Genomic DNA, 20,261 nt, shown 5'->3' with positions numbered 1-20,261 from the left:
GTCGGCCCGGCGCCCCACGGGCACGGTGCCCACGTCCCGGGGGCGGCTATCCCCTCGGCACTCCGGCCTCCAGATACAGGGCGGCGCCCCGCTCCCGTGCGCGCAGCGCCCAGCGGAGTCTCTCGTAGCGGACGGGCGGCAGGAGCCCGGCAGCCTCCTCCTCGGTGACGAAGCGCCAGCCCCTCAGTTCGGGGCCCGGCAGCAGCAGCCGTCCGGCCTCGCCGCCGTCGAGCCTGCCGCCGTCGTAGAGGAGACGCAGGCCTCCGTAGCCCGGGGGCACCGGAGGCTCCCAGTCGACGACCAACAGGCTCGGTACGTCGGTGAGTTCGATGCCGGTCTCCTCGGCGACCTCGCGGATGCCCGCGCGGGCGGGCGCCTCGCCGGATTCGACGACGCCGCCGGGGAACTCCCAGCCGGCCTTGTACGTCGGATCGACGAGCAGGACCCGGTCCTGCTCGTCGAAGAGAAGCACCCCCGCCGCGACGGTCTCCGCGGTGGGCTCGGGGGTCTGCACGATGTCGCAGACCGGCACGGTTCCACTGCTCACGGCCTCGGCGACGCGTACGGCGGTCTCGTACGGGGTGAGTGTGCCGTTGTCGACGGGGTGCGCGTCCGCGGTGAGCCAGTTGGAGAGGGCGGCGCGGTAGGGCTCTATGTGGTCGTACGACCACTGGCGCACCCGCATCTCCCCGTCGGGGAGGTCCGGCGGGACCTCCCGCCCGGCTATTCGTTCGCGCAGGATCGTTTCCGCCGGGGCGAGCAGGACATGGCGTACCGCGATCCTGCGGGATGCGAGTCCGCCGAAGATCTCGTCGCGGTACTCCTGGCGGAGCAGCGTCATGGGAACCACGAGCACGCCTGCGAGTTCGGCGAGCATCGCGGCCGCGGTGTCGACGACGAGCCGCCGCCAGATCGGCAGGTCCTGGAAGTCGCCGACCTCGGCGAGGCGCTTGGCGGGCAGCAGTTGCGTCAGCCCGGCACCGATGATCTCGGGGTCGAAGAGTGTGCTGTTCGGGATCAGGTCGATCAGTTCCCGTGCGGTGGTCGTCTTTCCCGCACCGAACGCACCGTTGATCCAGACAACAATCACTAGTACTCCAGGGTGGGAGGGCCGCTTACCAGCGGCGGAGCGGGTTTCGCCGGTTCGTCTGGGAGAGATATGGGAAATGAGGGTGTCACAGCCCGGCTCCTACCACCTCCTTCTCCCAGACTCCCTGGAGATACCCAACGATCCGCTCTTCCATCGCGATCGTCACCTCGCTGTACGTACCCTCCACACCGGGCAGCTCATACCGGCTGGTGACCCCATAAACGGTGGCGATGGTGACCTTGCCGGTCTTGCGGTCGGTGCGGTGGCGCTTCATCTGCACCGCCTGGCAGGCGCCGGGGAAGAGCAAGCTACTGACCGGTGGCGACCTTGATCCGGCGGATCCCGGAGTGACCGTGGCCGCTGCCCCGGGTGTAGTCACGTCTGTGTTCGACCACTACGACCAGCTCTGACCCCGCATCGAGAGCTGATCACGGCCCGTCGCGCTCGGCCGGAGCACGGACCACTCCTGGCTCCTGCCCGGCACCCACCCGGGCCGCCCCCGCAGCCCCCGCCAACTGCGCACGCGCCTCGCGTCCTACGGCCTGACCTCCCGGCTCGGACGCAACATCGCACTGATCGCCCTCGCAGCGCAGATGCCCCCTGCCGTCCTCAGCGAGGTCCTTGGCGTCTCCATCGGAGCGGCCACACTGGCTGGGCCACCGCCGCGGGCGACCCCCGCACACAGTACGCCGCCGAACTCAGCCGCCGCTCGAAGAAGCGGAGACCAGGGGCGGATCCTTGCGGTGACACTCTCGAAGAACGGAGGCCACTGCGTGAGTGAATAGGGACATGCTCTTCGACTTCACGCACGACCACGACGGTGAACAACTCAGCGGTGTGTACGGCGGTGATCCGTCCGGGGTCACCGCCGTGGTGCTGCATGGCGCAGGCACCAGCAGCACGGAGCGACTGCTTCCGCTGGTGCAGGAGTTCGTGGCCCACGGCTGTCGAGGGGTCGCCTTCGACTTCTCCGGGCACGGCGAAAGCACCGGCAAACTGGGCGAGTTGAGCCTGCGGCGACGTTTCGATCAGGCCGTCGCGGTGATCGATGCGTACGCGGGGGCGGACGGGCCGCTGGTCCTGGTGGGGTTCAGCATGAGCGGGCAGACGGTGGCCGATCTCGTCCGGCATTACGGGGATCGGGTGGCGGCGCTGGGGCTGTGCGCACCCGCCGTGTACACCGCCGAGGCGTGGGACGTGCCCTTCGAGGACGGGAACGGCCGGTTCAGCGAGATCATCCGGCGGCCGGACAGCTGGCAGCAGGCGCCCGCGCTTGAGGTGCTGCGGGCATACGAGAGCCGGGCGGTGCTCGCTGTGCCGGGCACCGACGCGGTTCTCCCACCCGCGGTGACAGAGTCCGTACAGGACGCGCTGACCGCGCGCGCCCAGTACACGCGGTTCGACCTCCCGGACGCGCAGCACCAGCTGGGACAGTGGTTCCGCGATCACGCCGAGGACAGGCGGGGGTTCGTTGAGGCGGTGCTGACCGGCCTCGACGACCGTGGCTGGACGGCCACGCGTGCGTGGGTGGCCAAGCAGCTCGGCCACGACCGGTCAGTCACCTACTCCCGCCTACTGTCCGGTGGCTGGAGCTCCCAGATGCGCCGGCTCACGCTCGACGACGGCACGGACCTGGTGCAACGGACCTTCGTGAAGCCGTTCTTCCGCCACCACGGGCCCGGACTGCTCGCCCGTGAGGCGTCCGTCCTGGCGCTGCTCGCCGGGCAGGAAGGCATCCCGGCGCCCGGGTTCGTCGCTGTGGACGCCACGGCCGAACATTGCGATCACCCGACCCTGTTGATGTCCGCGCTGCCGGGCCGCGTCCGCGTGGACGAGGACGACCTCGACCGGCGCCTGGACCTGCTCGCGGCCCAGCTCGTCCGCGTCCACGGCGTTGTACTCGCCGAAACACCGCGCACGTACCAGGCGTGGACGTCCCCGGAGCGCGTCCGGGCCCCGGACGGTTCTCTATGGGAGCGGGCCGTCGACGTGATCCGCCGCGACCCGCCGCCGTACGAAGGCCGCTTCCTGCACCGCGACTTCCACCCCGGGAACGTGCTCTTCGCGGGAGCCGGGCCAGGGCTGCGGATCACCGGTGTCGTGGACTGGGTCGAGACCTCGTGGGGACCTGTCGATCTGGACGTGGCGCACTGCTCGACCGCGCTCGCGCTGCTGCACGGACCGGCGTACGGGCTGGACTTCCGCGAGCGGTACGAGGCACACGGCGGCCGCGACCTCGCCAACGACCCCGACCACCTGTACTGGCGGCTGCTCGACGCCCTGCACTACTGCCCCGACGCCGCGAAGCTGGCCGGGCCGTGGCGTGAACTAGGGCGGGACGATCTAACGCCCGAGGTGCTGAGAGAACGGCTGGAGGCGTACGTGGACAGCCTGCTGCAGCGATACGGCTGACCGGCCTGGATCACTCGTCTGACAGCGACTCGAGGAGGCGTGCGCGGTGGCCGCCGTGGTGCTCGTTCATGACCTGTATCACCGCCCCGAACACTACGCCCTAGTGGCAGAACGCTTGCGGACCGCAGGAACCGAGGTCGCCGTTCCCGAGCTCCACCGGGGCTCGTTGCCGACCGACACAGCCCGCGGTCCAGACTGTCATCGGCTCGCTACCGGAGCCTCCGATTGTGCTCGGTCATTCCTACGGCGGGTCGGTGATCACCGGGCTGCGCGGGGCGGGACGCCTGGTCTATCTGGCGGCCTTCGTGCCGGATGTCGGCGAGAGTGCGGCCGGTCTGGGTGACACGTCCCCGCAGCCCCGGGAAGCGATCACCCCTGAGCCCGACGGCTCGACCAGCCTGCACTCCGACCGGGCTGCCGACATCCTCTACGGCGACTGTCCCGAACCTCTCGCCACCTCGGCGGTTGGCCTCCTGCGTGCGCAAGCCCCCGGCTGCGGGCGAGGGATCCCAAAGCGCCACAGCTGGAAGCACGCTCCCTCCACCTACATCGTCTGCGCGCAGGACCGGGCCATCGACCCGGCCCTGCAACGGAAGATGGCCTCGCGCTGCACCGACGTGCGCGAGTGGCAGACAGGCCACTCCCGGTTCGTAGACAGCTCGACCTCATCGTTGAACTCCTGCAGGAACTGCTCGCCGCCAACACGCCGCGCCAGCCCGATGAAGGAGCCAGAAGCTGTGTCGGAACCGGCGATCTGTGACGTTCTGTAACGGAGGGGCTGTAGCTGAAGATGCCTGTTGCCGAGCAGCAGTCCCACCTGAGACGGGTGTGAGCTGATGTCGCAGCGCCGGGAAAGATCCCAAGCGATACGCCTGATACCCGCAGCGGTGATCGCCGCGCTTCTTATGGCACTCACCGGTATTGCACCTGCCGACGCCGCGCCACCTGCAGCGGCGCGGAGCACGGCAGCCCAAACGGAGACCGGCAACGGCGTGCAGAAGTTGTTGACTTCGCACGCGACTCCTGGATCTGACCGCCCCACCGCCGAGCCTGGGCAGAAGCAGGCCCGGCACTCAGAGCTTGAGACGTGTACTGAGCCGAACGCCGGGGGGGGCACACTGTGTGCGTTCAGGAAACCAAGCCAGGCGATCTCCCCGCGCGCCTGCCACAGGACTCACGCGCCGCCCTGGCCGCCGTGGATCCGCCCCAGTGGTGTGAGGACGCAAACGGCATCGTCCTCGGCACTCGCACCCAGATCTGCCAGGTGACCGGCCTCACGTACACCACGCGTCAGACTGTCAACGGTCAAACGACGGTCACCGGCCAGTCCAGCATGATCGTCATCAAATACAGCTACAGCGACACCGGACTGCCCACGTTCGCCCATCAGATCGCGGTTTCGGCGTACGACGGGTGGGGCGACTCCCTGAAGGCATCCGTGGACGGGCAGGCGAAACATGAGCGGTTCCTGCACGCGAGAGAGCACATCGTTTCCGGCGCAGCCTCTGCTGCCGCTGAACTCCTGGCGGTCGGGCGAGGCGTTCTTCGACACCACCGCCACCACAACCGGAGCAATCGGTACCTGCGCCATCACCTTCGCCAACGCGCAGTACTCGCCGGCCGTCGTCGACTTCCAGCTCGACCAATTCCATTGTGACAACGCCACCGTCGCACGAGCTGCCGTCGGCTGTGTGGTGCCCTGGTACGCCTCGGAACTCGTCTACAGCAAGGCGTCCTACCCCTCCCTCGCCTCCCACGTGGAGCGCGCCCAGGCATCGGGGGCCTGCCCGGAGCCACGTTCGAGAACCCACTGACCAGGACCGAAGATCTCACCATCGTCGACACCAACCGTCGACTGGCCTGTGGTGACGCCCCCAGCATCACGGGCTCGACGAGTATCCCATCGCACGTTCCCGGGACGGTTTGTCCTCCGGTGGTACACGCCGCACCTTCGATGGTTGCCAGATGTCCCATGTGTCCTCTGGGACTGGCCCGACGGGCGTCAGCGTCTGCATGATCACGGCCACGGAGAACAATGCCCAGGGTGGTCTCAACACCCAGTTCTTCCGGGCTGAGTGTGTCATCGACGGAGACCCCTTCAGAGTCACGGTTTCCTGACCCATGGTGCGGGCGCCGACAAGACCAAGGCCCCCGCACCCGCGGTGAACCGCGGTGTCGTTCCGGGGCAGACCGCGCACCGCACACAGCTGTGTACACCCGTGTCAGGCTTTTGCTCGGAGCGATGCCGTATCAACCGGGAGATCCTCATGACCGCCGCACACAACGTGTATGTCCCCGAAGGCACTTTTGGTGTTCTCGACGCCGGAGAAATTCCAGTTCAGACGGCGGACTGGAGCAACGGACTCGCCGTCCCCATGTCGCACGGGGCTCTCATCGTCACCGGAATCCATACCGGCGAGATCCGGGCAACCGCAACCCCTATGAACGGCCCACCGCCCGGTCCCGCAGATGACTTCTGGGAAGAGATCGTGGAAGTCAGCGTGCATGCTCCTACGGGCGGCCTGCGGGTCGAATCCCTTGAGCAGGGCCTGGTCGACGGACTTGCACTCCTCAGCCCGGCGGGACCGGGTTGGTACCGGCTCCGCGTTCACGCGCGAGGCCGCAGCACCCTCCCGGACAAGACCAGCCCCGAACCGGTGGAGGACCACCTCGTGATGACATGGCCCGCGCCGTGGGCCGACGCGGGCATCCTGCGCACGAGCGACCGCGTGGAGAACGACCTCGCTCACGCGACCGGCGCGCCCCAGCCGCAACCACCCACTCCCGCACGGAGTAAGGAGCAGGAGACGCTGCGCCGACGCCTTCTGCGGGGGTAACCCCTCTCCTGGGCAGCAGCCCTCTGAGATGGGAGGCGACCTCGCTGTGCGCCACCGGGCTGTGGTAATCGGCCGGATTTCAATTGAGCGGGTCGGCGAGGCCGGCTTCGAGGTCAGCGATGCGCCGGTCCTGGAAGCGGAGGTTGGAGCGGGCGGCCTTGAGTCGTTCGCCGAGGATGCGGTTGTCGGCGGTGAGCTGGCGGATCCTCTGCCTGAGCGTGGTGTTGTCGGTGGCGATCCGTTGGATGGTCGCCTCGGTCCATCCGGTTTCCAAGTCGCGGATTTGGCCGAGGAGTTCACCGATGCGGGTCCGCTGAATGAGGATCTCGGCCTGGGTGGCCTTGAGGCCGTCCTCGGCGTTCAGCGAGCGTTCGCGCCAGGTAGCCTCACGCTCGGTGTCCTGCTCGGCGAGCGTCCGGACGCGGCGTTCACCGGTCTCGGCCATGGCGGTGGCGACAGCAGCCCTGGCCTCCAGGTTGTCGTAGAGGAAGGTACGCGAGACTTCTGCGCGCCGGGCGACTACGGCGACGCTGACCTGGGACTTCTCTCGCCGCAGTCGAGCGATGGCCTCGTGAACGCGGTGGAGAGCGGCTTCGGTCTTGTGGCGGCGGGTCGCCAGGGCCGCCCCCGTGCGCGGTGCGGGGACAGCGACGGTGTTCATGTGAGGTCCTGTTCCAGGTCGGTGTCCTCGGCTGTGCACGTATCGCTGTCCTTGTCGTACTCGTCGTTGCCCGCGTCGGCGAGGTCGGTAGCGCGGAATGCGGTGGACCACACGCGGTGGAAGCAGTCCTGGGGTTTACGCAGGTCCAGGGCGAGGGCATCGTCGAAAAGGCCAGGGTCGGCCAGGGCCTTCTCCAGGCCGTCGATGGCACGGGCGGTGGGCTCGAAGGAGCGGTGGAGACAGTCGGCGGTGGCGTCGTCGGGGGCGCGCTCGGCCAGCAGCCGCCACTGTTCGCGCTTGCGGCGCCAGTAGAGCAGGTCGGCGCCCGAGAGTCCGCAGGGCTCCCGCTCTATATGCGCAGTCGGTGACCGCTTGACGCCATCATGCTATTTTGCATCATGCAAAGATTGACACAAGAGGAAGTAAGGACGCCGCAAACAACAGGGGGCCGGCTGTGGACACCTTTCGTCAGTCCTTGAACGGCTGGAGGGAGAAGCTGCGCGGCCGGTTCGGACACATCGCCGCGCGCCCGCTCGCCGACAACGGCGGCGGGATGTTCGCCGTCTCCCGGCACGAGTGTCCGGACGATGCCGGAATCCGACCTTGGCTCGGGTCGCGCGTGTGACGCGGGTCGGGTTTCCGCTGATGGTCTCTATGCCGTTCTGATCCTAAAAGAGACCGAAAGATTTTTGACGCCTTGATGTCCATGACGCCCGCTAGTGGGCACCGACTAGCCGGAGGCTTTACCTCATGCTGATTGCCCAGCGTCCCTCGTTGGCCGAAGAGGTCGTCGACGAGTTCCGTTCCCGGTTCGTGATCGAGCCGCTGGAGCCGGGCTTCGGCTACACCCTCGGCAACTCGCTCCGTCGCACCCTCCTCTCCTCGATCCCCGGAGCCGCTGTCACCAGCATCCGGATCGACGGGGTCCTGCACGAGTTCACCACCGTGCCGGGCGTCAGGGAGGATGTCACCGACCTGATCCTCAACATCAAACAGCTGGTCTTCTCCTCTGAGGACGACGAGCCGGTCGTGATGTACCTGCGCAAGCAGGGCCCGGGTCTGGTCACCGCCGCCGACATCGCTCTGCGGGGCAGCGTCGAGGTGCACAACCCCGACCTGGTTCTCGCCACGCTGAACGGCAAGGGCAAGCTGGAGATGGAGCTCACGGTCGAGCGTGGCCGCGGGTATGTATCCGCCGTGCAGAACAAGCAGGTCGGCCAGGAGATCGGCCGTATCCCGGTCGACTCCATCTACAGCCCGGTACTCAAGGTCACGTACAAGGTCGAGGCGACTCGTGTCGAGCAGCGCACCGACTTCGACAAGCTGATCGTCGACGTCGAGACCAAGCAGGCCATGCGTCCCCGTGACGCCATGGCCTCCGCCGGCAAGACCCTGGTCGAGCTGTTCGGCCTCGCCCGCGAGCTGAACATCGACGCCGAGGGCATCGACATGGGCCCGTCCCCCACGGACGCCGCCCTCGCCGCCGACCTGGCGCTGCCGATCGAGGAGCTCGACCTCACCGTCCGCTCCTACAACTGCCTCAAGCGCGAGGGCATCCACTCCGTGGAAGAGCTCGTCGCCCGCTCCGAGGCCGACCTGCTCGACATCCGCAACTTCGGTACGAAGTCCATCGACGAGGTCAAGGAGAAACTGGCCAGCCTGGGCCTGGCTTTCAAGGACAGCCCTGGACTCGAACCTGTCGCCACCTTCGGGAGCACCGCCTGAAGTCCCGCCGCCATACGGCAGCGGACTCCCACTGGAGAGCAAACAGTACTGAAAGAGCGTCTGTCACGTCAGTAATGCTTGGTAGCGCCTACCGGGGTCAGCACGTATGGATGCGCTGAGACGAGAATGCCGGGTGCGGCTGTCGTGCCAGCGTCCCGATGACGGTCTCCTGACTTACGGCCTTGGCCAGTACGCCGGGAGCACGGATCGGCGAAGGATCCTCAACGTTCGAGGAGTCAACCGTCGGCACTCCTGGCCTATGCCGGCCTGGTCCACAACGCAGGTACTCGGCAAACCTCTCGTCACTATCGCACCGCAGGCCAGCTTTCGCCGCCCCGGGAACCGGATGAGGAGCGCCCTTTCCTTCCCTTTGGGGCGGCAGGCCCACCCCGCCTCAGCAGAGCGGTTCCGGCACCGGATTGGTGCCGGCTCGCGGCATCATCGTGGACTTCCTTCAGCCACGGATGAGTTCGGCGGCGCCGAAGGAGACGTCGAAGCGGTCGCACCAGATGCTGACGCTGCTGTAGCGGGACGGATCGACGTCTTCCGGCAGGGCGTAGTTCTGACTGCCTTTGTTGCCTTTGAGCTTGCCGAGGCTGGCGTACTTGCCGTCGTCGAAAAGGTGCCAGCCGGCCCTCCCCTGCTTGACCGGCGCGTCGGTCAGCCATACACGCAAGTCCGGCCCGTTGCTGGTGTCAAGGCTCTCCAGTCGCACGACGTGGGAGCCATCGGCCAGACGTACGAGCTTCACCGTGCCCGATGTCGTGTGCTCGTGGCTGATCAGCTGACCACTCGCCAGTGTCACGGGCCCGGGCGGCGCCGACGGGGAGACCGATGTCCCGGGCTTTGCTTCCGGGGCCCGGGAGGGCTCTTCGACGCCAGGCAGGGCGGATGTCCCGGGCTTCGTTTCCGGGGCCCGGGAGGGCTCTTCGACGCCAGGCAGGGCCTCCGTCACCGTCTCGTCCTGCCAGAGCTTCCACGGCTGGAACCAGTACAGCCCGGCACCTACCCCTACGACCACCGCCACCAGCACCCCGATGGCCAACGGCCCCACTCGCACGCGCCCCATGCCGTTCCTCTTTCCGTTCCTGGAGTTGCCTCGTCACTCCCCCCCCATTCAACGGAAAAAGGGGCCGTCCGGGCTGGGGTGGCCGATGACGAAATCCTTACGCCACGGCACGGGGGTACGCGTGCGGGCATGAGGACGGCTCGGCAGGTCGCGTCTGTTGTCTTGTTTCCCTTACGGACTCGTGACGTGATGGGCGCGGCCCGGGGGTGCGGCGGGTGCGTCGCTCTACCGTGGGCGCATGCGTGTACTGGTCACCGGCGGTGCCGGGTTCATCGGATCCCATGTCGTCGAGGCGCTTCTTGCGCGCGGGCACGAGCCCGTCGTGTTCGACGTGCGTGATGATCCTGACGCGGACGTCCGGGACCCGGAGGCGGTTGCCCGTGCCCTGGCCGGTGTGGACGCCGTGTGCCATCAGGCGGCGATGGTCGGGCTGGGCAGCGGGTTCGCCGACGCGGCGGAGTACGTCTCCCGCAACGACCTCGGCACCGCCGTCCTGCTCACGGCCATGGCCGGACAGGGCGTCCGGCGCCTGGTGCTGGCCGGCTCGATGGTGGTCTACGGGGAGGGCAGGTACACGTGCCCGCGGCACGGGGTGGTGCGACCCGGGCCCCGGGACGTCACCGACCTGGCGGCCGGGCGTTTCGAGCCGCGGTGCCCGGTGTGCGGGCAAGAGTTGTCACCGGGACTGGTCGGCGAGGACGCGCCGGTGGACCCGCGCAACGTGTACGCCACCACCAAGCTCGCCCAGGAACATCTGGCCGCCGTGTGGGCGCGCTCGACGGGCGGGGCGGCGGTGTCGTTGCGCTACCACAACGTGTACGGGCCCCGGATGCCCCGGGACACGCCGTACGCCGGGGTCGCCTCCTTCTTCCGTTCGGCGCTCGCCCGGGGTGAGGCCCCGCGTGTGTACGAGGACGGCCGGCAGCGGCGGGACTTCGTGCACGTACGGGACGTGGCGGCGGCCAATGCGACGGCGCTGGAGGCGGATTCGGCCGTAGGAGCGCTCAGCGCGTACAACACCGGCAGCGGTGAGCCGCACACCGTCGGCGAGATGGCGAGGGCTCTGGCGGCGGCGGACGGCGGGCCGGAGCCGGTCGTGACCGGCGAGTACCGGCTGGGCGACGTGCGGCACATCACGGCGGACTCGTCCCGGCTGCGGGCGGAGCTGGGGTGGAAGCCGGAGGTCGGCTTCGCGGAGGGCATGCGGGAGTTCGCGCGGGCCGGGATGCGTGGCGCATAGCGCCCCTTGGACCGGTGGTGCTGCCCGCTTCAGGAAGCGGCCGCGGGCAGCACCACCTCGAAGCGGCAGCCGCCGGGAATGTTGCGTACGGTGGCACGGCCCTGGTGGGCCTCCACGATGCCGCGGACGATGGCCAGGCCGAGCCCGGCGCCCGCCGGAGGCGTGCGGGCGTGCGTACCACGCCAGCCGGTGTCGAAGACGCGCGACAGATCTTCCTCCGGGATGCCGCCGCAGCCGTCGGTGACGGACAGGACCACGCCGTCCGGAGACCACTCAGCCGACACGGCGACCGTGCCGTCGGCCGGTGTCCGGCGGATCGCGTTGACCAGCAGGTTACCGAGGACCCGGCTCATCTCCTTGCCGGCCACCTCCACCGGCACGGGTTCGACACGGCCGCCCACCAGCCGTACCCCGTGTTCGCGGGCGAGCGGGTCGGCACCTGCCAGGGCGTCGCCGACCAGGTCGTACAGGGACATGCGGGAGAACGTGAGAGCGAGGGCGCCCGCGTGGATGCGAGAGAGCTCGAAGAGATCGCCCACCATACCGTTGAGGCGTTCCACCTCGGTGCGGATCTGGCACAGATAGCGGTCGGGATCGGCGGCGACCCCGTCCTCCAGCACCTCGGCCATCGCGCGCAGGCCCGCGAGCGGGGTGCGCAGGTCGTGCGAGATCCAGGCCACGAGTTCACGCCGGGAGGCCTCCAAGGCACGCTCCCGCTCCCGGGATGCGGCGAGCTTCGCGCTCGGGGCGACCTACTCGCCGCTGAGTGCGGCGAGTTCGACGGTCGCCGCACCATGGGGTGCCGCGAAGTCGCCGCCGTCACCGAAGTTTCGAGCGGCGAGCTGGAGGGCGCGGCTGCGGGACGACCCAGCGGCCGAGCAGCAGCGCCGTGGCCAGGGAGACGACGGCGGCCATCGCCACGACCATGGTCACGACGGTCAGGTCGTGCGGGGACAGGAGCATCGCCTGGGCCACGGCCAGGGTGCCCGCTAGCATCGCGGTCACGGCAACGGCGGCCACCACGGTGAGCGAACGGCGGCGCAGCATCCACAGCGCACCCGCGGCGAGTAGTCCAGCCGCGCCGGCGCCACAGAAGGCGAACAGAGCTATGAGCAGAGTGTCGCGCATGGTCAGACCCCCTTGCAGTCGGGATCGGTCCGGGCCGGGTCGAATCGGTAGCCGACGCCCCACACCGTCTGGACCAGGTGGGGCCTGGCCGGATCGTCCTCGACCTTGTTGCGCAGCCGTCGGACGTGGACCGTGACGGTCGAGAGGTCGCCGAAGTCCCAGCCCCACACCTCCCGCATCAGGTCCTCGCGGCTGTACGCCCGGCCCGGATGCCGCAGGAAGAACGCGAGCAGGTCGAACTCGCGCAGGGTGAGGGCGAGTTCGCCGCCGTTCTTGGTGGCGCGGCGCGCGGCCGGATCGACGGTGAGTCCGGCCGTGCTGTGGGAACGCGCGCCCGGACGGGGCTGCGTGCGGCGCAGGACCGACTCGACGCGCAGGACCAGTTCGCGGGGGCTGAACGGTTTGGTCACGTAGTCGTCCGCGCCGACCTCCAGACCGAGGATGCGGTCGTCCTCGTCGCCGCGGGCGGTGAGCATGATGACCGGCACGGGGCCGCGCGCCCGCAGCCGGCGGCACACCTCCAGGCCGTCCATGCCGGGCAGCATCAGATCGAGCACCACCAGCTCGGGCCAGTGCGCGGCGGCACTGGCCAGCGCGGCCGGTCCGTCTCCGGCGCGGTCCACGGCGTACCCGGCCCGGTCGAGGTATCCGGCGACGACCTCGGCGACCGTGGGGTCGTCGTCGACCACCAGGATGCGAGCCGGTGCCGGCCCACTCGCTTGCTGTTCCATGCGGCCAGCCTCGCACCACGCCCTGCTACGGCGGCGCCCACCCGGCACGAACAGGCCCTGACGTCCGTGTTTCGTAAGGAGCCGAAGCCCGATATGTGCGTTTCGCGTTCGTAGGGTGAGAGCCGTGATGACCTCTTCCACACCCGAGGACGTCGATGTCGTCCTCCCCTGTCTGAACGAAGCCGAGGCACTGCCCTGGGTACTCGCCCGCATTCCGCCCGGCTGGCGTGCCCTCGTCGTGGACAACGGCTCCACCGACGGCTCGGCGGACATCGCCCGGGAACTCGGCGCCACCGTCGTCCACGAACCGCGCCGCGGCTTCGGCGCCGCCTGCCATACGGGACTGACCGCGGCCACCGCCGGCATCGTGTGCTTCTGCGACTGCGACGCCTCACTGGACCCGGCCCTGCTCGTCCCGTTCGTGGGCGAAGTCCGCGGCGGCGAGGCCGACCTGGTGCTCGGCAGGCGCCGTCCACAGGGCCGGGGCGCCTGGCCCGTGCACGCCCGGGCGGGCAATCTCGCACTCGCGCTGATGCTGCGCCGCCGCACCGGTCTGCGCCTGCGCGACCTCGGCCCGCTGCGTGCCGCCCACCGCGAGGCGCTCCTCGCCCTGGACCTCACCGACCGGCGCAGCGGCTACCCGCTGGAGATGGTCGTGCGGGCCTCCGACGCGGGCTGGCACGTCACCGAGCACGACGTTCCGTACCTGCCACGGTCCGGTACCTCGAAGGTGACCGGGACCTGGCGCGGCACCTGGCAGGCGGTACGGGACATGAGCCGCGTCCTGGCCAAGCGACCCGCCGTAACCGCGGCGGCCACAGCACAGACACAAGGAGGATCCCGCCGGTGACCACCCTGCTCGTCATCGCCAAGGAACCGCGGCCGGGACGGGTGAAGACCCGGCTCACACCGCCGTTCACACCCGAGGAGGCGGCGGCGCTCGCCGAGGCGGCCCTCACCGACACCCTGCGCGCGGTGGCCGCGGCACCCGCCCGACGCCGGGTCCTGGTCCTCGACGGAAGGCCCGGGCCCTGGCTGCCGCCCGGCTTCGACGTCGTACCGCAGTGTGCGGGCGGCCTCGACGAGCGGCTGGCCGCGGCCTTCGCCGGCTGCGGCGGACCGGCCCTGCTGATCGGGATGGACACACCACAGGTCACCCCCGGCCTGCTCACTGTGGACTTCGACGGGTACGACGCCTGCTTCGGCCCGGCGGAGGACGGCGGCTTCTGGGCTCTCGGGCTGGTGGAGCCGGACCCGGAGCTGCTGCGCGGGGTCCCAATGTCGACGCCCGTCACCGGCGCCGTACAGCGCGCCCGGCTCGTCGCCGCCGGCCTGCGGGTGCGCGACCTGCCGCGCCTGCGGGACGTGGACACGTCCGCCGACACCGAAGCGGTCGCCGCCCTGGCGCCGCACGGCTGCTTCGCCGCGGAACTGGCCCGGCTGCGGACGGCCGGCCACCGATGAGCACAGCGCATGAGGTGATGGCGCGGGACACCTCCGAGCACAGCTGGTCGGCCGACCCCTACGCCGACGCCCTCCGGGCCGGCCGGGGACCGCTCTTCCTGCGCCGCAGCGACGGCTGGATGCTGCCCCTGGACGTCGAGCGGTGGTGCGCCCGCGCCGACGCCGTGGACCGACAGGTCCTGGACCGGTGCGAGGGAGCCGTACTCGACGTCGGGTGCGGGCCAGGAAGGCTGGTCACGGAACTCGCCGCCCTGGGGCGGCCCGTCCTCGGCATCGACGTCAGTCAAGCCGCGGTCGTCCACACCGCACGGCTCGGAGGCCGGGCCCTGAGGCGCTCGGTGTTCGAACCACTGCCGGGCGAGGGCCGCTGGGACACCGCCCTGCTCCTCGACGGCAACCTCGGCATCGGCGGCGACCCGCATGCTCTGCTCCGGCGACTGAGTGAACTGCTGCGCCCAGGCGGCCTGTTGATCGCCGAGACGGTCCCGGTGGACGTGGACGAGCGCGCCGACGTCCGTATCGTGCGCGGCACCGACGCCCAGGGGGCCACCGGCGCCGCGTTCCCCTGGGCTCGGCTCGGCTCCCCGGCGTTGCTGCGGCACGCCCGCCCGCTCGGCTGGTCCACCACCGATCAGTGGACGGCAGGCTGCCGGTCCTTCGTCGCCCTGCGCAGCCGCAGCACCAGCAGCAGCGCCGAAGCGCCGAACAGCAGGGCCGTGATCAGCAGCCACCGAGTGAGGAAGCCGCTCGCCGACAGCCCGGTGGCGGACTCGTAGCGGTCCGCCACTCGGCCGCTGATCAGCGGGAACCACACCAGCAGGAGCAGCCCGGACAAGGCAGCGGGCACGCGTACGTACACAGCCCGCTCCCGGTGGCCGATCGCGCCGGATGCCCGTACGACCGCACGGTCCAGCGTCGCGTACAGCGGCAGCAGGACGAGATCGTGCACCACCGCCGCGCCCACGAACCACAGGGCGACCTGGAGCCAGTCGTCCGCGAGCAGCCGTACTCCCGCGTATCCGGCGAGGGTGAACGAGCAGGCGAGGAGCAGCAGTTGGAGCGGGCTGCCCACCCTCAGGCGCAGCTTCTTCATCACAGGTCTCCGAACGTCATCCGGGCCACCCACTTGGTGTTGAGCACACCGGGCGCGGCAGGCACGATGATCCGGGCCGGGTATCCGTGGTCAGGGGTGAGCGGCTCGCCGTTGACATCCAGGGCTAGCAGGGAGCGCGGGTCACGCACCTGGTTGGACCGCAGGGCGGCCTTGCGGAAGGCGCCGCGTCGCTGGAGGGACTCCACCATGACGTCGGGCGCTGCATCCGCCTCGTAGCCGACGAGGGCAGCGAGGTTCCGCAGTCGTACGCCTCGCCACCACTGGTCGGAGGTGGACCAGCCCTCGACGCAGGCGATGGGCAGCGCCGCGCTGTGCAGCGGCAGTTGCAACAGCTCGGCGCGGCTGAGCCGGACGGTCCCCGAGCGGCCGGTGACGACCAGCCGCCACGCCTCCTCGCTCGTCTCCGCCGCGCTGATCCCCCTGGACGCGGCCGTCTTGTTGATCTGGAAGCCACCGGGGCCGCTGCCGGGATCGGCGCCGCCGTGCGGGGCGAGGAGGGCCGTGTGCCGCAGCGGACCGTCGAAGTTCTGCCCGACCGTCGTGCCGAACAGCAGCAGCGAACCGCCCCCGACCAGCCCCAGCGCCCCGCGCCGGGACACGGTGGGCTCGGCCGGATCCGGGGAGACCAGCGAGGGCACCGCCTCCGCCAGTTCCTCTCCCGAACCGGCCTCCCCCGTCCTTTCCTCCCGCAGCCGCCGCAGATTGCGTACCGCGGCCGGCGTCTTCAGGACGGCATGCACGACGAACGCGGCGAAGAACACCCAGGCCCCGTAGAAGTGCAGCGGATAGAAGGAGCCCGGGAAGAGGTAGTCCAGCTGGACATTGAGCACGCCTGTCACGAACTCGAACAGCGCGCCCCCGACCAGCAGGAGCAGCGAGATCCTCTCCAGCGCGTGCGCGAGCGACCGGGCCGGCGGCAGTTGGAACAGCCGGGGCACGACCGACCAAAGTTTCGCCAGCAGGACAGGGACCAGGGTGATCCCGAGTGTGACGTGAACGCCCTGGTTGAGGCGGTACAGCCAGTGCGGGTCGGTCGGCCAGGCGAACAGGTAGAAGCCGAGCAGTCCCTTGTCAGGGGTCTTGTCGTTCACCGGCGACAGGCCGGGGTTGTAGGCGGCGTACGACAGCAGCCCGGTCACGAAGAGCACCGTGATCCCGCCGAGCAGGACGACTCCGAGGACGGAGGTGAACCAGGGGCCGCGTACCGGGCTGCGCCAGAAGGAGGGTGAGGAAGGAGACCGTGCCATACCCCGACCGTAGGTCCGATGCACCCGGTGAGAGGGCGTGCAACTCATGACGAAAGGCTGACGTCCGCGCCTGTCGAGGCTCCGGCGGCCGCTGTCCGGCCTAACGTCTCCCAGCGTGAACCGCGATCTTCGCCGCGACCTCTACGCCGTCGCAGCCGCCGCCCTGCTCGTGGTGGCGGCCGCGCTGACCGGCATCGCTATCAAGCGTGCCAAGGACGTCCTGCACGTCGGCTGGCCGCCCCTGTACGCCAACTGGCTGCCCCACACCGGCCCCGGCACCCCTGCCGCGGTCACCGTCGCCATCGCCGTCGTGGCGTACGGCCCATCCCTGGCCGCGCGTCTGCCCTGGCGGCCACTGTTGTGGACTTCCTGGGCCACCGCCATGGCCTGGACCTTCTCCCTCGCCCTCGTCGACGGCTGGCACCGCGGGATCGCCCGGCGCTTGACGACCGGGTACGAGTACCTCCAGGTCATCGACCGTTTCCAGGACATCCCCGACACCCTGCGGGACTTCACCCATCACATCCTGATCGGCTCCCCCGACAACTGGCCAGCGCATGTCGCCGGCCACCCCCCGGGGGCCACCCTCACGTTCGTCCTGCTCGACCGGATCGGCCTGGGCGGCGGAGCATGGGCGGGCGTCTTCGTCATCACGGCCGGAGCGACCGCCGCAGCCGCGGTCCTCGTCACCCTCCGGGCACTCGCGAGCGAGGCCCTCGCCCGACGCGCCGCGCCCTTCCTCGTCCTGGCCCCGGCCGCGGTCTGGGCGGGCACGTCGGCGGACGGATACTTCGCGGCGGTCGCCGCCTGGGCCGTCGCCTTCCTCGCCCTGGCGGTGACGGGTCACCGGCCCCGAGCGACCGCCCTGGCCTCCGGACTTCTCTTCGGGCTCACCGCATATCTGTCGTACGGGCTCACGCTCCTCGCAGTGATCGCGGGCGCCGTCCTGCTGCTCGGCTCCCAGCGTCTCCGGATCCTCCCGTATGTGATCGCCGGACTCGCTGTCGTGCCGGTGGCGTTCACTGTGATCGGCTTCAACTGGTGGGAGGCGTACCACCTGCTGGTCGAGCGCTACTACCAGGGCGCCGGCGGCTTCCGCCCATATGGCTACTGGGTGTGGGCCAATCTCGCCTGCACAGTCCTCGTGGTGGGTCCGGCGACGGTGGCGGGCCTGCGCCGCACGGGCGCCCTCCTCGCCCGGTGGCGCACATCGCCCGACGCCGAGCGGCGCATGGGGCTGCTGCTGTGTGCGGCCCTGCTCATGCTGCTCGTCGCCGACCTGTCCGGGATGAGCAAGGCGGAGACAGAACGGATCTGGCTGCCCTTCGCGCTGTGGCTGATCGCGGCGGGCGCCTTCCTCGACCGCCCCCGCGTCTGGCTGACCGCCCAGGCAGCCCTGGGCCTGCTCCTCAACCACCTCCTGCTGACCGGCTGGTGAGCGATGCATACCAGCCCGCTCAGCGATGACCAGGCAGGACGCACCCCTTCGATCACTCCCAGGTCATCGGTGCGGGCGAGGGCGAGTCGGCCGAAAGCTGTACGGTGCCGTTGCCGCTGCGGACTGGCTGGACTCCTCAGTCGGCGCCCCTTCTGGCGATTCGATTGACGGACTCATGGATCAGGCATCGAAGGGAGCGCAAGGGCGGCCGGAGAGGTACTGACGGTCCTGGGCAGTGCGTGGTGTCCTTGTTCGCGAGATCGGGACGGTAGTGGTGCTTGCGTGGGCGACAGTTCAGCGCCGTGGAAGAACCAGTGCTCCAACTGGAGGCACCGCAATCGAACGACTCCGGCTCAAGACAATCCTGGTCACCTGCCCCCGTACTTGACGCCCTTGCCGGTCACGTCCGGTCCTTCGCTCAGAGACTCCCCTGGGCCAGGGCGAACGGCTTCCGCAGTGGCTCGACGCCCCCCAGCCTCCGCTCCCTCGCGTCGTCGAAGGACATCCCAACCGAATCAAGATGCTCAAGCGCCAGATGTTCGGCCGGGCCGGCTTCGCTCTCCTGCGAAAGAGGGTTCTCCTGGCCCCACAGAATCGAACAATCGCTATACAGTCATGGCTGTGAGCGGCGCTGTTTACTCTTTCGGGCAATACGAGTTGGACACGGATCGCCGTCGGCTCAGCCACGACGGGCAGCCGGTCCCCATCGAACCTCAAGCCGCGGATATGCTCTGCCACCTCGTCGAGCACCGCGAACGCGTCGTGCCCGAGGAGGAGCTGCTCGACACGCTGGGGCGCGACCGCACGGTCAGCGAGGCCGCGCTCGCCACCTGGTTACGCAGCGCCCGCCTCGCGATCGGTGACAGCGCCACACGACAGCGGTTCATTCGCACGGTGCGCGAGCGCGGCTATCAGTTCGTCGCGCACGTGACGGTGGCCTCCACCACTCCGCCCGCCGCACCCACCGCCGCCGATACGGCGGCGGCAGAGGCGGACCACGAGGTCATCCGGTTCTGCCGGTCCACGGACGGCACCCGCATCGCCTACGCGACCACAGGCGAAGGCCCGCCGTTGGTGAAGACCGCCAACTGGCTGACCCACCTCGACCTCGATCGGACCACCCCGATGTGGGCGCACTGGTTCGACGGTCTCACCCGCGGCCGGCAACTCATCCGCTACGACGAGCGGGGCTGCGGCCTCTCCGAATGGAATGTGCCCGGTTTCGCCCTCGACGACCTGGTCGACGACCTCGACTCCGTGGTAAATGCCGCCGGACTCGACCGCTTCCCCCTGCTCGGGGTGTCACAGGGCGGCGCGGTGGCGGTCGCCTACGCCGCGCGCCATCCCGAGCGGGTCAGTCGGCTGATCCTCACCGCGTCCTACGCCCGTGGGCGACAGATCCGAGCCGCCGACGACGCCGAGCGCGATGCCGCTCAGGTCGAACTGAACATCGCCCGCGCCGGATGGCGTTCCCAGGACAACAGCTTCCTGCGCTTCTTCGCCTCGCGGTTCCTCGCCGACGCCACACCCGCGGAATGGGACGCGTTCGCCGCCTACCAGCGCCAGACGACCTCGCCCGCCAACGGCCTGCGCTTCCTGGAAGAGTTCACCCGCATCGACATCTCCGGCATCGCCCACCAGGTGACCTGCCCCACGCTGATCATCCACTCCCGCGACGACGCGCGGGTCCCCGTCGCACAGGCCCTGGAACTGGCCACGCTCATCTCCGACAGCCGATTGATCCTCCTCGAAAGCCGCAACCACCTGTTCACTGCCGCCGACCCGGCCTGGCCCACCTTCCTCGCCCACCTCGACACCTTCCTCGCCGAGTAGTCCGGCAGGCAGGACGCCAACGAGGAGAGGCTTCACACCGGGCCCCGGACCGGCTCCGGGCGCAGGTTCGCCAACACCCAATGCCCGCTTCGGGACGTGGAGTTCGCGTACCTGGGCATGGGCGGCGGCGCGCGCCGGGGACGAGGCCGGGCCGAAGGTCGGGGGAGAAGAGGCTCAGGGGAATCAACGGCGGGTGCGCCAACCGTCCGCGGCTGACGGGGGCACATTCGTGTCGCCTGCGATGACGTCCTCACCCCTGTGAAGGACTGGCG

General features: G+C 69.7%; 16 protein-coding genes and 2 pseudogenes. 11 read left to right on the top strand and 7 right to left on the bottom strand.

Going from position 1 to position 20,261, the window contains the following annotated elements; translation table 11 throughout:
* Window positions 1-46: 46 nt before the first annotated feature.
* Both O1Q96_RS17775 and O1Q96_RS17770 read right to left on the bottom strand, forming a co-directional pair.
* The gene (locus O1Q96_RS17775; protein ID WP_269249121.1) at window positions 47-1,090 is read right to left on the bottom strand and encodes an NUDIX hydrolase; all 1,044 of its coding nucleotides are present in this window, start codon (window positions 1,088-1,090) and stop codon (window positions 47-49) included.
* An 85-nt stretch (window positions 1,091-1,175) separates the two neighbouring features.
* Window positions 1,176-1,364 carry a hypothetical protein gene (locus O1Q96_RS17770; RefSeq protein ID WP_269249120.1) on the bottom strand — a complete coding sequence of 63 codons (189 nt, stop codon included), beginning with the start codon at window positions 1,362-1,364 and terminating at the stop codon, window positions 1,176-1,178.
* Window positions 1,365-1,879: 515 nt separating this feature from the next.
* Between O1Q96_RS17770 and O1Q96_RS17765 the strand changes: the two genes are divergently transcribed.
* The 4 genes and pseudogenes from O1Q96_RS17765 (at window position 1,880) to O1Q96_RS17750 (ending at window position 6,339) form a co-directional block, all read left to right on the top strand.
* Window positions 1,880-3,502: an alpha/beta fold hydrolase gene (locus O1Q96_RS17765; protein ID WP_269249119.1), complete on the top strand. Its 1,623-nt coding sequence runs from the start codon at window positions 1,880-1,882 to the stop codon at window positions 3,500-3,502.
* Between the two features lie 46 nt (window positions 3,503-3,548).
* A pseudogene (locus tag O1Q96_RS17760) lies at window positions 3,549-4,262 on the top strand (alpha/beta hydrolase).
* A 697-nt stretch (window positions 4,263-4,959) separates the two neighbouring features.
* On the top strand, window positions 4,960-5,316 hold the full coding sequence (locus O1Q96_RS17755; protein WP_269249118.1) for a hypothetical protein: 357 nt from the start codon (window positions 4,960-4,962) through the stop codon (window positions 5,314-5,316).
* Window positions 5,317-5,769: 453 nt separating this feature from the next.
* Window positions 5,770-6,339 (top strand): hypothetical protein, encoded by a 570-nt coding sequence (locus O1Q96_RS17750; RefSeq protein ID WP_269249117.1) that lies wholly within the window; start codon window positions 5,770-5,772, stop codon window positions 6,337-6,339.
* A 79-nt stretch (window positions 6,340-6,418) separates the two neighbouring features.
* Here O1Q96_RS17750 and O1Q96_RS17745 read toward each other — a convergent pair whose 3' ends face one another.
* Window positions 6,419-7,000: a DUF6262 family protein gene (locus O1Q96_RS17745; RefSeq protein WP_269249116.1), complete on the bottom strand. Its 582-nt coding sequence runs from the start codon at window positions 6,998-7,000 to the stop codon at window positions 6,419-6,421.
* Window positions 7,001-7,750: 750 nt separating this feature from the next.
* Between O1Q96_RS17745 and O1Q96_RS17740 the strand changes: the two genes are divergently transcribed.
* Complete coding sequence (locus O1Q96_RS17740; protein ID WP_269249115.1) at window positions 7,751-8,725, top strand: DNA-directed RNA polymerase subunit alpha; 975 nt, start codon at window positions 7,751-7,753, stop codon at window positions 8,723-8,725.
* A 454-nt stretch (window positions 8,726-9,179) separates the two neighbouring features.
* Here the strand turns inward: O1Q96_RS17740 and O1Q96_RS17735 are convergent, their stop codons facing one another.
* Window positions 9,180-9,794: a DM13 domain-containing protein gene (locus O1Q96_RS17735; protein ID WP_269249114.1), complete on the bottom strand. Its 615-nt coding sequence runs from the start codon at window positions 9,792-9,794 to the stop codon at window positions 9,180-9,182.
* Between the two features lie 238 nt (window positions 9,795-10,032).
* On the opposite strand from O1Q96_RS17735, the gene O1Q96_RS17730 reads away from it, so the two are divergent.
* On the top strand, window positions 10,033-11,034 hold the full coding sequence (locus O1Q96_RS17730; RefSeq protein WP_269249113.1) for an NAD-dependent epimerase/dehydratase family protein: 1,002 nt from the start codon (window positions 10,033-10,035) through the stop codon (window positions 11,032-11,034).
* A 29-nt stretch (window positions 11,035-11,063) separates the two neighbouring features.
* Here the strand turns inward: O1Q96_RS17730 and O1Q96_RS17725 are convergent.
* Both O1Q96_RS17725 and O1Q96_RS17720 read right to left on the bottom strand, forming a co-directional pair.
* A pseudogene (locus O1Q96_RS17725) lies at window positions 11,064-12,162 on the bottom strand (sensor histidine kinase).
* Between the two features lie 2 nt (window positions 12,163-12,164).
* Entirely contained in the window at window positions 12,165-12,893 is a 729-nt protein-coding gene (locus O1Q96_RS17720; protein WP_269249112.1) for a response regulator transcription factor, read from the bottom strand.
* A 127-nt stretch (window positions 12,894-13,020) separates the two neighbouring features.
* Between O1Q96_RS17720 and O1Q96_RS17715 the strand changes: the two genes are divergently transcribed.
* Genes O1Q96_RS17715 through O1Q96_RS17705 form a run of 3 tightly spaced genes read left to right on the top strand, consistent with a single transcriptional unit; the run spans window position 13,021 to window position 15,133 of the window.
* Window positions 13,021-13,743 carry a glycosyltransferase family 2 protein gene (locus O1Q96_RS17715; RefSeq protein WP_269249111.1) on the top strand — a complete coding sequence of 241 codons (723 nt, stop codon included), beginning with the start codon at window positions 13,021-13,023 and terminating at the stop codon, window positions 13,741-13,743.
* On the top strand, window positions 13,740-14,357 hold the full coding sequence (locus tag O1Q96_RS17710) for a TIGR04282 family arsenosugar biosynthesis glycosyltransferase (RefSeq protein ID WP_269249110.1): 618 nt from the start codon (window positions 13,740-13,742) through the stop codon (window positions 14,355-14,357). The genes O1Q96_RS17715 and O1Q96_RS17710 overlap by 4 nt, the downstream gene beginning before the upstream one ends.
* Window positions 14,354-15,133: a class I SAM-dependent methyltransferase gene (locus O1Q96_RS17705; RefSeq protein WP_269249109.1), complete on the top strand. Its 780-nt coding sequence runs from the start codon at window positions 14,354-14,356 to the stop codon at window positions 15,131-15,133. The genes O1Q96_RS17710 and O1Q96_RS17705 overlap by 4 nt, the downstream gene beginning before the upstream one ends.
* Before the next feature lie 316 nt (window positions 15,134-15,449).
* Here O1Q96_RS17705 and O1Q96_RS17700 read toward each other — a convergent pair whose 3' ends face one another.
* Entirely contained in the window at window positions 15,450-16,718 is a 1,269-nt protein-coding gene (locus O1Q96_RS17700; protein ID WP_269249108.1) for a molybdopterin-dependent oxidoreductase, read from the bottom strand.
* A 115-nt stretch (window positions 16,719-16,833) separates the two neighbouring features.
* On the opposite strand from O1Q96_RS17700, the gene O1Q96_RS17695 reads away from it, so the two are divergent.
* Window positions 16,834-18,156: a hypothetical protein gene (locus O1Q96_RS17695; protein ID WP_269249107.1), complete on the top strand. Its 1,323-nt coding sequence runs from the start codon at window positions 16,834-16,836 to the stop codon at window positions 18,154-18,156.
* Window positions 18,157-18,771: 615 nt separating this feature from the next.
* Entirely contained in the window at window positions 18,772-19,989 is a 1,218-nt protein-coding gene (locus O1Q96_RS17690) for an alpha/beta hydrolase (protein WP_269249106.1), read from the top strand.
* The last annotated feature ends 272 nt before the right edge of the window (window positions 19,990-20,261 follow it).

Source organism: Streptomyces aurantiacus (assembly GCF_027107535.1).
Taxonomy (GTDB): Bacteria; Actinomycetota; Actinomycetes; order Streptomycetales; family Streptomycetaceae; genus Streptomyces.
Note: the sequence above shows the minus strand (reverse complement) of the source record. Positions and strands in the feature narration are given on the sequence as shown.

Excerpts from the sequence above, each read along its gene's own strand:
- O1Q96_RS17770 (WP_269249120.1), bottom strand. The coding sequence starts at position 1,364 with ATGAAGCGCCACCGCACCGACCGCAAGACCGGCAAGGTCACCATCGCC.
- O1Q96_RS17765 (WP_269249119.1), top strand. The coding sequence starts at position 1,880 with ATGCTCTTCGACTTCACGCACGACCACGACGGTGAACAACTCAGCGGT.
- O1Q96_RS17755 (WP_269249118.1), top strand. The coding sequence starts at position 4,960 with ATGAGCGGTTCCTGCACGCGAGAGAGCACATCGTTTCCGGCGCAGCCT.
- O1Q96_RS17750 (WP_269249117.1), top strand. The coding sequence starts at position 5,770 with ATGACCGCCGCACACAACGTGTATGTCCCCGAAGGCACTTTTGGTGTT.
- O1Q96_RS17745 (WP_269249116.1), bottom strand. The coding sequence starts at position 7,000 with ATGAACACCGTCGCTGTCCCCGCACCGCGCACGGGGGCGGCCCTGGCG.
- O1Q96_RS17740 (WP_269249115.1), top strand. The coding sequence starts at position 7,751 with ATGCTGATTGCCCAGCGTCCCTCGTTGGCCGAAGAGGTCGTCGACGAG.
- O1Q96_RS17735 (WP_269249114.1), bottom strand. The coding sequence starts at position 9,794 with ATGGGGCGCGTGCGAGTGGGGCCGTTGGCCATCGGGGTGCTGGTGGCG.
- O1Q96_RS17730 (WP_269249113.1), top strand. The coding sequence starts at position 10,033 with ATGCGTGTACTGGTCACCGGCGGTGCCGGGTTCATCGGATCCCATGTC.
- O1Q96_RS17720 (WP_269249112.1), bottom strand. The coding sequence starts at position 12,893 with ATGGAACAGCAAGCGAGTGGGCCGGCACCGGCTCGCATCCTGGTGGTC.
- O1Q96_RS17715 (WP_269249111.1), top strand. The coding sequence starts at position 13,021 with ATGACCTCTTCCACACCCGAGGACGTCGATGTCGTCCTCCCCTGTCTG.
- O1Q96_RS17705 (WP_269249109.1), top strand. The coding sequence starts at position 14,354 with ATGAGCACAGCGCATGAGGTGATGGCGCGGGACACCTCCGAGCACAGC.
- O1Q96_RS17700 (WP_269249108.1), bottom strand. The coding sequence starts at position 16,718 with ATGGCACGGTCTCCTTCCTCACCCTCCTTCTGGCGCAGCCCGGTACGC.
- O1Q96_RS17690 (WP_269249106.1), top strand. The coding sequence starts at position 18,772 with ATGGCTGTGAGCGGCGCTGTTTACTCTTTCGGGCAATACGAGTTGGAC.